A 12,360-nucleotide genomic window follows, 5' to 3' on the forward strand; every position below is an offset into this window, starting at 1 on the left:
GTACGAAAGGACTGACGACCAGCAATGGCCGACGAGAACCCCCCTGTGACCACCGAAGACGAAGAGATGCAGGTGCTGCGGATCGAGCCCGTCGGGCTCGAGACGGAGATGCAGCGCTCGTACCTCGACTACGCGATGTCCGTCATCGTGTCGCGTGCGCTGCCCGACGTCCGTGACGGCCTCAAGCCCGTCCACCGTCGTGTGCTGTACGCGATGTACGACGGCGGCTACCGGCCCGAGAAGGGCTTCTACAAGTGCGCCCGCGTCGTCGGCGACGTCATGGGTACGTACCACCCGCACGGCGACTCCTCCATCTACGACGCGCTGGTCCGCCTCGCCCAGCCGTGGTCGATGCGGCTGCCGCTCGTGGACTCCAACGGCAACTTCGGTTCCCCGGGCAACGACCCGGCCGCCGCCATGCGGTACACCGAGTGCAAGATGATGCCGCTGGCCATGGAGATGCTCCGGGACATCGACGAGGAGACCGTCGACTTCCAGGACAACTACGACGGCCGGAACCAGGAGCCGACGGTCCTGCCGGCGCGCTTCCCGAACCTGCTGGTCAACGGCTCGGCCGGGATCGCGGTCGGCATGGCGACCAACATCCCGCCGCACAACCTGCGCGAGGTCGCGGCCGGCGCCCAGTGGGCGCTGGAGCACCCGGAGGCCACGCACGAGGAGCTGCTCGACGCGCTCATCGAGCGGATCAAGGGCCCGGACTTCCCGACCGGCGCGCTGGTCGTGGGCCGCAAGGGCATCGAAGAGGCGTACCGCACCGGTCGTGGCTCCATCACGATGCGCGCGGTCGTCGAGGTCGAGGAGATCCAGAACCGCCAGTGCCTGGTGGTCACGGAGCTTCCGTACCAGACCAACCCGGACAACCTCGCGCAGAAGATCGCCGACCTGGTGAAGGACGGCAAGATCGGCGGCATCGCCGACGTCCGCGACGAGACCTCGTCCCGTACCGGCCAGCGGCTCGTCATCGTGCTCAAGCGCGACGCCGTCGCCAAGGTCGTCCTCAACAACCTCTACAAGCACACCGATCTGCAGACGAACTTCGGCGCCAACATGCTGGCGCTCGTCGACGGTGTGCCGCGCACGCTCTCGCTGGACGCGTTCATCCGCCACTGGGTGACGCACCAGATCGAGGTCATCGTGCGCCGGACCCGCTTCCGGCTGCGCAAGGCCGAGGAGCGCGCCCACATCCTGCGCGGTCTGCTGAAGGCGCTCGACGCGATCGACGAGGTCATCGCGCTCATCCGGCGCAGCGACACGGTCGAGGTCGCGCGCGAGGGCCTGATGGGCCTGCTGCAGATCGACGAGATCCAGGCCAACGCCATCCTCGAGATGCAGCTGCGCCGGCTCGCCGCCCTGGAGCGCCAGAAGATCGTCGCCGAGCACGACGAGCTGCAGGCGAAGATCAACGAGTACAACGCGATCCTCGCCTCCGAGGAGCGGCAGCGTCAGATCGTCAGCGAGGAGCTGGCGCTGATCGTCGAGAAGTTCGGCGACGACCGCCGCTCCAAGCTGGTGCCCTTCGACGGTGACATGTCCATCGAGGACCTGATCGCCGAGGAGGACATCGTCGTCACCATCACGCGTGGCGGCTATGTGAAGCGGACGAAGACCGAGGACTACCGCTCGCAGAAGCGCGGCGGCAAGGGCGTGCGCGGCACGAAGCTGAAGCAGGACGACATCGTCGACCACTTCTTCGTCTCCACCACCCACCACTGGCTGCTCTTCTTCACCAACAAGGGCCGGGTCTACCGGGCGAAGGCGTACGAGCTTCCGGACGCCGGCCGGGACGCCCGCGGCCAGCACGTCGCCAACCTGCTGGCCTTCCAGCCGGACGAGCAGATCGCCGAGATCCTCGCGATCCGCGACTACGAGGCCGCGCCGTACCTGGTGCTCGCCACGAAGGCCGGTCTGGTGAAGAAGACCGCGCTGAAGGACTACGACTCCCCGCGCGCGGGCGGCGTCATCGCGATCAACCTCCGCGAAGCGGAGGACGGCAGCGACGACGAGCTGATCGGTGCCGAGCTGGTCTCGGCGGAGGACGATCTGCTGCTCATCAGCAAGAAGGCGCAGTCGATCCGGTTCACGGCGACGGACGACGCGCTGCGCCCGATGGGACGCGCCACCTCGGGCGTCAAGGGGATGAGTTTCCGCGAGGGCGACGAGCTGCTCTCGATGAATGTCGTCCGGCCGGGTACGTTCGTCTTCACCGCCACCGACGGTGGGTACGCGAAGCGGACCAACGTCGACGAGTACCGCGTCCAGGGTCGTGGTGGCCTCGGTATCAAGGCCGCCAAGATCGTGGAGGACCGTGGTTCGCTCGTGGGTGCGCTGGTGGTCGAGGAGACGGATGAGATCCTCGCCATCACGCTGTCCGGCGGTGTGATTCGTACGCGAGTCAACGAAGTCAGGGAGACCGGCCGTGACACCATGGGCGTCCAGCTGATCAACCTGGGCAAGCGGGATGCCGTCGTCGGCATCGCGCGCAACGCCGAGGCGGGCAGCGAGGCCGATGAGGTCGACGAGGTCGACGCCGAGGCCGAGATCGGCGAGGGCGTCGAGGTCGCGACCGCGACCGAGGCCGAGGCAGCCGAGGGCAACGAGTCCTCGGCCGGGGAGCACGAGGAGTAGAGCGTGAGTGGAGCCACGGGCGCCGATTCGGCGGCTGCCGGAGCTTCTGCTGGGGCTGGAGCGAACGGTGCCCGTGGCTCCGCCACGGACTCCCAGGGGGTTGCGGTGACGGACACCCGAGGGCCCAAGCCCTCGTACGAGACGTACAACGGGCCGCTGCCCGGCGAACGCGCGGGCGCGCAGCAGCCGAGCGGGCCGTACCACCCGCCGCAGGCGTACGGCGCTCAGGCGCCGGGCACCGGCGGTGACGGTACGACGGCCGGCGGGGCAGGCGGCACGGGAGGCGGGGTGGCAGGCGGCATGGTCGGCGGTGTGGGCGGTCAGAACGCGGGCGCCGTGCGCCGGCCGCGCACCGGGGCGCGCACCACGCCCCGTACGCGCAAGGCGCGGCTGCGGGTGGCCAAGGCCGACCCGTGGTCGGTGATGAAGGTGAGCTTCCTACTCTCCATCGCGCTGGGCGTCTGCACGATCGTGGCGGCCTCGGTGCTGTGGATGGTCATGGACGCCATGGGCGTCTTCTCGACCGTCGGCGGCACGATCAGCGAGGCGACGGGCTCGAACGAGTCCAACGGCTTCGATCTGCAGTCGTTCCTGTCGCTGCCGCGTGTGCTGATGTTCACCTCGGTGATCGCCGTGATCGACGTGGTTCTGATGACCGCCCTGGCGACGCTGGGCGCGTTCATCTACAACCTGTCGGCCGGATTCGTGGGCGGTGTCGAGCTCACGCTGGCCGAGGACGAGTGACCTGCGGGGGGCCTGTCGGAACCGATTTTGGGACTGGCCCCCACGTGCGCTAATCTTCAGGAGTCAGCGCGCGGGACACACACCGCAGAGCGCGGCGGGGCTATAGCTCAGTTGGTTAGAGCGCATCCCTGATAAGGATGAGGCCACAGGTTCAAATCCTGTTAGCCCCACAGCGACGATCGGCCCGGACGGTTCACCCGTTCGGGCCGATTGCTTTTGCCGAGACCTGCCCGACACAGGTCACCGATCGGTATCGGTCGGTGTGTAGAGTGGGCGTCAGAAGTCTCCTACGTCAACGAAAGACGAGGTCGCGCGGTGAAGAAGCTTCTCCTGGTCGCACTGGCCGCCATCGGCGGGCTCCTCGTGTACCGCCAGATCCAGGCGGATCGCGCCGAGCAGGATCTGTGGACGGAGGCGACCGACTCCGTGCCCGCAGGTTCGGGTGTCTGAGTCGCACATTGTCTGAGGGCGAAGCCCCGGTCGCGTTCGAGCGGCCGGGGCTTCGCGCTGTTTCAGGACCGTGACGCCAGCCTCTTGAGTTCACCTGAGCAAATCACTACGTTGCGAGAGCAAAGTTGAGTGATCGCGGTCAAGGGGGCATGGCATGGGAGTGCTGAGAGCGCCGAGCGGGCAGAGAGCGCTGAGCGTGCGACGAACAGCAGCAGCGGTGGCAGGCGGGGTGGTGGGGGCGTTGCTCGCCCTGCTGCTCGCGCCGGCACCGGGAGCGGCCGCGGCGGACGGGGAGGCGACCGCGGCCGCGAGCCTGGTGATGGTGCTGGATTCCTCGGGTTCCATGGGCGACGACGACGGCTCGGGACGTACGCGGATGGAGGCGGCCCGCGCCGCCGTCGGCACCGTCGTCGACGGCCTCCCCGACGGCCATCCCACCGGCCTGCGGGTCTACGGCGCCGACCGGCCCCAGGGCTGCACGGACACCCGGCTCGTCCGGCCGGTCGCACCGCTGGACCGGGCAGGGCTCAAGGCCGCCGTCGCGGCGCTGAAGCCCACCGGGGACACCCCCATCGGGCTCTCCCTCCAGAAGGCCGCCCAGGACCTGCCCAGGACCGCCGCCGGAGCCGTCGGGACCACGCGCACGATCCTGCTGATCTCCGACGGCGAGGACAACTGCGGCGACCCCGCGCCCTGCGAGGTGGCCGCACAGCTCGCCAAGGACGGGATCGGGCTGCGGATCGACACCGTCGGCTTCCAGGTGAAGGGCGCGGCGCGCGGGCAGCTGGAGTGCATCGCCGAGGCGGGCAACGGCCGTTACTACGACGCGCCCGACGCCGACGCGCTGGCCCGGCAGCTCCAGCGGGCCGCGCAGCTCTCGGCCGACGGCTACCGGCTGCGGGGCGAGCGGGTCACCGGCACCCCGACGAGCGACCGGGCGCCCGCCCTCGTACCGGGGCAGTACCTGGACAGCATCGGGCCCGGTGAGAAGCGGTACTACGCGGCCGACCTGGACGACGTGTCGACGGTGGACTTCTCGGCGACGGCCGTGCCGCAGCCCGGCGCGGCGGTGGACACCGTCGACGCCCTCGCCACCAGCCTCGTCTACGCCTCCGCCGGCGGCGAGGGCGGCTGCGCGACCAACAGCGAGATCTTCCACCAGGACGAGGGCGCCGTCCCGTTGACCTCCGCCGTCTCCCGCATCCCGACCGAGACGCGGTACTCGACGTGCGACAAGGCGGGCCGCTACTGGTTCGTGGTCGAGCGCCGGAGCAAGCCGGCGTCCGACGCGGCCCGCTGGCCGCTGGAGCTGGTCCTCGGCGTCGAGGCGCCGCTGCCTGCCGGGACGATCCCGGCACAGTCCGAGCCGGAGTACGGATCCGGCGGCAAGGACGCCGTCCTGCCCACCGGCGATCCCAGGGACGTCCGCGGCGGGACCGGCTTCAACGACGCCCGCGAGCTCGGGAGGGGCGTGTGGCGGGACCGTCTGCTGCCGTCCCAGACGCTTTGGTACAAGGTGCCGGTGGGCTGGGGACAGCAGCTGCGCTACGGCGTCGAGTTCGCCAACGAGCCGACCGTCGACGGGTCTTCGTCGTCGAACTCGTACGGCGGCACGCAGGTCTACACCCCGGCCCGGCACCCGGTGGGCGGCGGGACCGGCGAGTTCACCTCCCGGACCTCCTACAACGGGCGCCCCACGGCGCTCGGCATGGGCACGGTGCCGGTCGCCTGGACCAACCGGTACGAGAGCCACCCCAACGTCGTGCCCGTGCACACCACGGGCGGCTTCTACATCGCGGTCACCCTCGGCGCCGAGGCCGCGGAGATCGCCGAGAACCCGAGGATCGCGATGGTCCTGCGGATCGCGGTCCTCGGCGAGGAGCTCACCGGGCCCGAACACGGCGCGGCGCCGGTGGCCGTGGCGGGAAAGCCTGACAAGCGGGGCGAAACATCCGCGCACGCAGACAGCGGAGGGGCGGGCGGGGCAGGATGGACCGTCACCGAGGTCGCCGCGGCGGGCGGCGCGGCCGTCGTACTGATCGCGGGGGCCGTGTTCCTCGTGCGGCGGGTACGGGGCGGGACAGCGACGGACACGAGGAGAGGCGCGTGAAGACGCAGCGCGTGGGTACGCAGCGCGTGAGGACGCGGCGCGTGGGGGTTCGGCCTGCCCTGGGCCGGGGCGGCCGGGGCCTGGGCCGGGGCCTGACGGCGGCGGTCGGCGCGACGGTGGGCGCGGCCGTGTTCACGGCCGCGGCGCTGCCCGGCACGGCGTGGGCGGCCGGGGAGAGCCCGTACGGGTTCGACGGCGGTGCCCAGGAGATCAAGGGGGCCGCGACCAGCCTGGACGCGCAGCAGCTGAAGGCGGGTCAGAGCTACCGGGACGCCATCAAGAAGGACGGCAAGCTCTACTACCGGGTCGACCTCGACGACAAGAAGAACGCGTACGTCTCCGTGGTCGCCGTGCCGAAGTCAGGCGGCAAGGCGGAGTACGGCGACGGCATCAAGGTGACCCTGCAGGACGGCTCCGGCGCGCAGTGCGGCTACCAGGACTCCTCCTTCGAGTCGGCCACCTTCACCCGGCCCCTCACCGCGTACGCCCACCGCACGATCGAGGCCGACAGCTCCACCTGCCAGCAGGCCGGCGCGTACTACGTGCTGGTCGAGCGGACCTCGAAGGCCGTCTCCACGCCCGACGACTGGGAACTGGAGATCCGGTACCTCCCCGAGCCGGGCGTGAAGCAGACCGGCCCGACCGAACTCCCCGAGAACTGGCCCTCCACCGCGCCTCCGCCGCCGACCGGCGGGCCGCAGAAGCGGCAGGGCGGCGCGGGCTTCCACGACGCCACCTCGCTGCGGCAGGGCGAGTGGCGCGCCGACATCAAGCCCGGGCAGACGCTGTTCTACCGGGTGCCCGTCGACTGGGGGCAGCAGGTCTTCGCCAGCGCGGAGCTCGGCAGCAGCGCCACAGGCGCGACCGGGTACGTCCCCAACGCGCTGGTGCTCTCGCTCGACAACCCGGCCCGCGGCCATGTCGACCAGGACACCGTCAGCTACGACGGCAAGCCGGCGACGCTGGCGCTCGACGCGCACCGGCCGGTCGCCTTCGAGAACCGCTACTCCTCCAACAGCTACACCAACGCCATGCGGTTCGCGGGCTGGTACTACCTGACGGCGACGCTCAGTCCGGAGATCGTCAAGGAGTACGGGGACAAGCCGGTGCCGCTGACCCTGCGGGTGAACGTCACCGGCACGGCGAAGGCGGGCCCCGCGTACGACGGGGACGCCGGTCCCTTCAAGGTCACCGCCGACGACCGGGACGCGGCCGCCAGTGGGGCGAGCGGGGCCGAGGCGCAGAAGAAGGACGGCATGGTCCTGGTCGCGGCGGCCGGGATCGGCGCCGGAACGGTGCTGCTCGTCGGGCTCGGCGTGTGGACCCTCGCCGGGCGGCGACGGGCCGCGAGGGACGCGGCGGGGCAGGGCGGTTCGCAGGGGGGTCCGCCGACGGGGCCGCAGGGTGGTCCGCCGCAGTTCGGGCCGCCGACGGCCTGGTAGCGGGGGCGCGGCCGGTCAGGTCTGGGTGAGAGCCCAGATGCCGACGGCGAAGCAGACCAGCGCGAGGAACAGCACCGGGACCGCCACCTTCGGGGGCGGTCCCGGTCGCTTTGCCGGGGCCGGGCCGGGGGCCATGGTCGGGGCCGGGACCGAAGGTGTCGGCGGGGCGGGAACCTGTCCGGCCTGAGCGGTGTATTGAACAGTAGAAGCGTGGGGGAACGGCACGGCGGCCGTCGGGGTCCGGGCGAAGTCCGGGGCGGCGGCGGGAAGGGGGGAGGCCGCGTGCGCGGAGGACGTGGGGACCGGCTGCGGGGGCGGCGGGGGCAGGTGGAAGCTGCCCGTCTCGGAGGGGCTCGGCAGGGGCTGCTGCGGCTGTGCCTGAGCCTGATCGTGTGGTGGGGGCGCGGCCGGGGTCGGGGCCGGGGCCGGGTCCTGGGGGGCCGGGGCCTCGGGGCCGTTCGGGCCGAAGCCGGCGGGCAGCGGGCCGATCTGGTCGAAGACCTCGACCGGCTCCTCGTCCGGGCTCGCCTCGGGCAGCATCTCGATCGCCGCGGTCAGCGCCTTGCGTACGCCGGTGGCCGTCTTGAAGCGGGCCTGCGGGTCCGGCTGGAGCAGGCCGGCGAGGACCTGCCACAGCGGCTCGGGGATCCCCTCAGGGGCTCCCGGAGTCCCGTGCGCGATGAAGTACTCGATCAGGGCCCGGGAGTCCGGCTTCTGCCCCTGGAGCAGATAGAGGGCGACCAGGCCGACGGCGAAGAGGTCGGCCGGGAAGTCCGGCTCCGCGCCGAGCATCTGCTCGGGCGCGAAGTAACCGGGCGTCCCCACCACGTAGTTGGTCTCCGTGAGGCGGGGCTCGCCCTTGCGCATCGAGATGCCGAAGTCGGAAAGCCGCAGATGCGGTCGCCCGGTTCCGGTGACGTCGAGCAGGATGTTCGCCGGCTTGATGTCGCGGTGCACGACCCCCTCCGCGTGCACCGTGGCAAGTCCGGAGAGCAGCTGGTCCAGCAGGGTGCAGACGAAGCGCGGCGGCAGCGGGCCGTAGTCGCCGATGACGTGCGCCAGAGACCCGCCGGCCACCAGGTCCATGGTGAAGAGGACCTTGTCGTCGTCCGCGGCCCAGCTGGCCGGGGCGAGGACATGCGGGTGATCGATCCGGAGCGCCTGCTCCCGGACGAAGCGGAGCAGCGTGTGGGCGTCGCTCTGCTGGAGCACCTTGGCCGCCACATATCGGCGGCGCCGGTGGTCCCACGCACGCCAGACCGCTCCGACACCACCCCGTCCGATCGGGTCGACCAGTTCGTACCGACCAGCGAAGACCTCACCCATTGCGCTGCGCCCGCTCCCCGTCGTGCCTCGTCCGCCCGGCACCGGCTGCCGGACCGGCTGCTCTGCGTCAGTTCTGGTGCGACTCGTAGTGGGCGACCGCGTCAGCGGTGCGCCCGGCGCCGTACACCCGGAGGAACTCTGCCAGTTCCGGGTGGGCGGGGGCGAGAGAGTCGGCCGCATCGATGATGTCGCCGGCCGCCGCGACCGAGCGCAGCAGCGACTGGATCTCGCGGACCACCCGGCGCACGGTCGGCGCGCCCGAGCTGGTGGTGGTCTGGCTGGTGGCGGTGAGCACGGAGCCGCCCTGGGACTTCTTGATCTCGTCCATGCGGTCGGTGGCCTCGGCCGCGCTGACGCTGCCGTCGGCGACCTGGCCGGCGAGCTCCTGCAGGGCCTGGACGCGCTGGACGACGGCCGGGTTTCCGATCTTGGCCCGCTGGCCGCTCATCAGCTGGGAGAGCATGGGTGCCGACAGTCCGAGCACAGCGGCGAGCCGGGCCTGATTGAGGCCGAGATCGTCGATCAGGCGACGGAAGAGCGCCCCCAGCGGCTCTCCGTACCAACTGCGCTGAAGCTCGCGGGCTCTTGCCGTGGCTTCTTGCTGTACTGCGTCCATTACGTCTCCCCATCCCTAGGTTCGCCACTGCGAACCTCGATCAGCATCTTACGGAGCGTGGTCGCCGACCGGGAGTCCCAATCCTTTTGCGGGAAAGAGGGGGTGACCCGGTACTCTGTTCTCGTTCCGGGGCCTTAGCTCAGTTGGTAGAGCGCTGTCTTTGCATGGCAGATGTCAGGGGTTCGACTCCCCTAGGCTCCACCGGACAAGCCCCTCCGAACCGTGGCAACGCGGCGCGGAGGGGCTTTTCGTCTGTCCCCGTCAGGGCGCCCGTCGATTGGCCCACGATCAGGGGCCCGCAATGGACCTGCCACGCTGGGCCACCGAGCCTTAGCGTCGTGTCCATGGCGAACACCTCCTCCCCATTACGGCAGGCCTCCCGCGCTCCCCGCGCGCTGCTCCTCGCCCAGCTGAGCAACGCGATCGGTGACGGCGCCTTCTACGTCACCTCCGCCCTCTACTTCAGCCAGATCGTCGGCCTGTCCGCCGCCCGGATCGGCATCGGCCTCACCCTCGCCTGGGCCGTCGGCTCGGTCGCCGGAGTCTGGCTCGGGCACCTCGCCGACCGGCGCGGACCCCGCACCACCGCCGTCCTGCTCGCCCTCGCCACGGCGGCCGCCGTCGCCTCGTTCCTCCTCATCCGCTCCTTCGTGCCGTTCCTGGTGGCCGCCGCCGTGTACGCCACCGCCCAGAGCGGCCTCGCCGCCGCCCGCCAGGCGCTGCTCGCCGGCCTGGTCGAGCCCTCGGCCCGTACGGAGGTACTGGCCCGGTTGCAGTCCACCCTCAACGCGGGGCTCGCCGTCGGCGCCGGCCTGGGCGGGCTCGCCCTGCACGCCGGGACCCGTACCGCCTACCTGTCCGTCTTCGCCCTGGACGCCGTCGGCTTCCTGGTCTGCGCCCTGCTGCTGCGCGGACTGCCCGCCGTGGCCCCCGCCCCGACGGCCGCCGCGGGTGAGCCGCGCCTCGCGGTGCTCCGCGACCGCCCGTACGCGCTGCTCACCCTCCTGAACGCGCTGATGCTGCTGCGCCTGCCGCTGCTCAGCCTCGCCCTGCCGCTGTGGATCGTGCAGCGCACCTCGGCGCCCGGCTGGATCGTGTCGGCGCTCTTCGTCCTCAACACCGGGGTCGTGATGCTCTTGCAGGTGCGGACGGCGCGGAAGGTCACCGGTCTTCCCGAGGCCACGCGCGCGGTGGGCCGGGCCGGCGCCGTCATGCTCGCCTCGTGCGCCGTGTTCGCGGTGACCGCCGCGGGCCTCGGGCCCTGGACGACCGTGGCCGTCCTCGTCCTCGGCGCGGCGCTGCAGGTGGCCGCCGAGATGCGCCACTCCGCGGGTTCCTGGCAGATCGGGTTCGCCCTCGCGCCCGCCGGCCGGATCGGCCAGTACCAGGGCTTCTACGGAACCGGTGTCCCCGTCGCACGGACCCTCGGCCCGTTCCTGGTCACGGCGCTCCTGGTCACCTGGGGCGCGCCCGGCTGGCTGGTGCTCGGCGGGATCTTCCTGCTGGTCGGTGCGGTCACCGGGCCCGCCGTGCGCTGGGCCGAGCGGGCCCGTGCGCAGGCACCCGAGGCGCGCGGCGCGACGGAGCTGCTCGGCGCCCGTTGAGCCGGACGAGTGGTGTTCATCCGAAGAACTGCGCGGGGACGGCGTCGCTCCGGGAAATCCGGATCCGCGTCCCCATCATGAGGAATGTACGAAAAGCGCGCAATCCGAAATGAACCATCCGAGAACCTGACGAACGCCACGAACGTCACGAGCACCACGTCACGCACCACGTCACGAAAGCGAGGGGCCATGGCCACCGCCAAGGTCAAGCAGTTCTGGACCGCCTTCATCTCCGTACTCTTCGCCCTGCTCGCCTCCGTCGGCCTGGCGTCCACCGCCACCGCCGCGCAGGCTCCCGCCGTCCAGCAGCCCGAGGAGCCGGCCGCCGCGCAGACCCCCGCCGGGGCGCGCACCACCGTCGCCGTACCGGCGCAGAGGGCGGCGTATCAGTGGCCCACCACGGTCCGCGAGCGCTCGCTGCCGCCCACGATCAAGCAGCGCATCGGCGCCGAGGCCCACAACTCCTCGCCCTCCGTACGCCACCTGCGCGCCGACGCCCCGACCGAGACCACGCTCACGGACCAGACGGAGCTGTCGGGCCTTGCGCTCGCCGCGGCGGCGTAGGGCGCGGGGAGTCGAGTCGCTCCTCCCCACGTCCACCGCCGCACGCCACCCGAACGCGGAGGCAGCCCACGGTCAGCGACGCTCGTCGCGCTCCGTGTCCACCTCCACCTCGGACTCGGCATCGGCCTCGGCCGCGGCTTCGGGCTCCTTGGCCTCCACCTCAGGATCGAGAGCTCCTCGGGACGACGGTTCCGAGACACCCTCGTCGACCTCGGTAGGAGCGGGCGGTTCGACCAGCCAGTCCGGGTTGGCCTGCTTGTCCCACCACTTCCACGCACAGAAGACGCCGGCGGCCACCACGCCCAGGACAGCGAGTCCCTTGGCGAGACGTCCGGCCCTGGCACGGCGCTCGTGCTTGCGCACGAGCCTCTCGATCTCCTTCGGTGTCACCTGACCGCGTAGCGCGGCCCAGGCGGCCACCGAGCGCGATCCGGCCTCGTCGAGAACGGGACCGGTAGCGGCGACCGCGTGCTCGACACGCGGAACGGTGTAGTCGGCCGCCTGACGGGCGGCCTTGCGGGTCACCTTCGCGGCGCGTTGCGCGGCGTCGTCGACCCGCGGCGGTACATGCGGTGCGACATGGCATTCGTACTGCACACGAGCTTGCTTGCGGGCCTGCTGAGCGGCCTTCGAGACTTTCGGCGCGAGCCGGACGCGTGCCTCGTGCGCATAGCGCGCGGCCTGGTCCTTGGCCGTGCCGGCGTACTGAGCGGCCTGGTCCTTCGCCGAGTCCGCATAGGGCGCCACCACTTCCGCGGCGTGCAGGTAGCTTTCCTTGGCCGAATCGGCCGCGGCGCGCACGCTGTCCATCCGGGTCACGGGATCCTCCTACTCGGTGGTGGTGTCGGTTTTTCGCCT

Annotated in this window: 10 protein-coding genes and 2 tRNA genes; 9 read left to right on the top strand and 3 right to left on the bottom strand. The window is 71.4% G+C overall.

Annotated features, from left to right (window positions below; genetic code table 11):
- Positions 1–24 precede the first annotated feature (24 nt).
- From gyrA to ACGFYP_RS08640, 6 genes are all read left to right on the top strand, one after another.
- Positions 25–2,646 carry a DNA gyrase subunit A gene (gyrA, locus tag ACGFYP_RS08615; RefSeq protein WP_393488049.1) on the top strand — a complete coding sequence of 874 codons (2,622 nt, stop codon included), beginning with the start codon at positions 25–27 and terminating at the stop codon, positions 2,644–2,646.
- Between the two features lie 105 nt (positions 2,647–2,751).
- Positions 2,752–3,390: a DUF3566 domain-containing protein gene (locus tag ACGFYP_RS08620; RefSeq protein WP_393488051.1), complete on the top strand. Its 639-nt coding sequence runs from the start codon at positions 2,752–2,754 to the stop codon at positions 3,388–3,390.
- Positions 3,391–3,486: 96 nt separating this feature from the next.
- A tRNA-Ile gene (locus tag ACGFYP_RS08625) sits at positions 3,487–3,560 on the top strand.
- Between the two features lie 145 nt (positions 3,561–3,705).
- On the top strand, positions 3,706–3,840 hold the full coding sequence (locus ACGFYP_RS08630; protein ID WP_003958712.1) for a DLW-39 family protein: 135 nt from the start codon (positions 3,706–3,708) through the stop codon (positions 3,838–3,840).
- Between the two features lie 154 nt (positions 3,841–3,994).
- Positions 3,995–5,950, top strand: coding sequence for a VWA domain-containing protein (locus ACGFYP_RS08635; RefSeq protein WP_393488054.1), 1,956 nt, complete (start codon positions 3,995–3,997; stop codon positions 5,948–5,950).
- 41 nt (positions 5,951–5,991) lie between these two features.
- Positions 5,992–7,392 (top strand): hypothetical protein, encoded by a 1,401-nt coding sequence (locus tag ACGFYP_RS08640; protein ID WP_393488056.1) that lies wholly within the window; start codon positions 5,992–5,994, stop codon positions 7,390–7,392.
- A 15-nt stretch (positions 7,393–7,407) separates the two neighbouring features.
- Here ACGFYP_RS08640 and ACGFYP_RS08645 read toward each other — a convergent pair whose 3' ends face one another.
- Entirely contained in the window at positions 7,408–8,718 is a 1,311-nt protein-coding gene (locus tag ACGFYP_RS08645; RefSeq protein WP_393488058.1) for a protein kinase, read from the bottom strand.
- 67 nt (positions 8,719–8,785) lie between these two features.
- Entirely contained in the window at positions 8,786–9,334 is a 549-nt protein-coding gene (locus ACGFYP_RS08650; RefSeq protein ID WP_361960156.1) for a DNA-binding protein, read from the bottom strand.
- Positions 9,335–9,462: 128 nt separating this feature from the next.
- Here ACGFYP_RS08650 and ACGFYP_RS08655 point away from each other — a divergent pair.
- The 3 genes from ACGFYP_RS08655 (at position 9,463) to ACGFYP_RS08665 (ending at position 11,502) form a co-directional block, all read left to right on the top strand.
- Positions 9,463–9,535, top strand: a tRNA-Ala gene (locus ACGFYP_RS08655).
- Between the two features lie 143 nt (positions 9,536–9,678).
- On the top strand, positions 9,679–10,938 hold the full coding sequence (locus ACGFYP_RS08660) for an MFS transporter (protein WP_393488061.1): 1,260 nt from the start codon (positions 9,679–9,681) through the stop codon (positions 10,936–10,938).
- Positions 10,939–11,127: 189 nt separating this feature from the next.
- Positions 11,128–11,502, top strand: coding sequence for a DUF6344 domain-containing protein (locus ACGFYP_RS08665; protein WP_361960150.1), 375 nt, complete (start codon positions 11,128–11,130; stop codon positions 11,500–11,502).
- Between the two features lie 72 nt (positions 11,503–11,574).
- On the opposite strand, the gene ACGFYP_RS08670 is transcribed toward ACGFYP_RS08665, so the two are convergent.
- On the bottom strand, positions 11,575–12,321 hold the full coding sequence (locus ACGFYP_RS08670) for a DUF5324 family protein (RefSeq protein WP_393488064.1): 747 nt from the start codon (positions 12,319–12,321) through the stop codon (positions 11,575–11,577).
- Positions 12,322–12,360 lie beyond the last annotated feature (39 nt).

This window comes from Streptomyces sp. NPDC048370 (genome assembly GCF_043200825.1).
Lineage (GTDB): Bacteria > Actinomycetota > Actinomycetes > Streptomycetales > Streptomycetaceae > Streptomyces.

Excerpts from the sequence above, each read along its gene's own strand:
- gyrA (WP_393488049.1), top strand. The coding sequence starts at position 25 with ATGGCCGACGAGAACCCCCCTGTGACCACCGAAGACGAAGAGATGCAG.
- ACGFYP_RS08635 (WP_393488054.1), top strand. The coding sequence starts at position 3,995 with ATGGGAGTGCTGAGAGCGCCGAGCGGGCAGAGAGCGCTGAGCGTGCGA.
- ACGFYP_RS08645 (WP_393488058.1), bottom strand. The coding sequence starts at position 8,718 with ATGGGTGAGGTCTTCGCTGGTCGGTACGAACTGGTCGACCCGATCGGA.
- ACGFYP_RS08650 (WP_361960156.1), bottom strand. The coding sequence starts at position 9,334 with ATGGACGCAGTACAGCAAGAAGCCACGGCAAGAGCCCGCGAGCTTCAG.
- ACGFYP_RS08660 (WP_393488061.1), top strand. The coding sequence starts at position 9,679 with ATGGCGAACACCTCCTCCCCATTACGGCAGGCCTCCCGCGCTCCCCGC.
- ACGFYP_RS08665 (WP_361960150.1), top strand. The coding sequence starts at position 11,128 with ATGGCCACCGCCAAGGTCAAGCAGTTCTGGACCGCCTTCATCTCCGTA.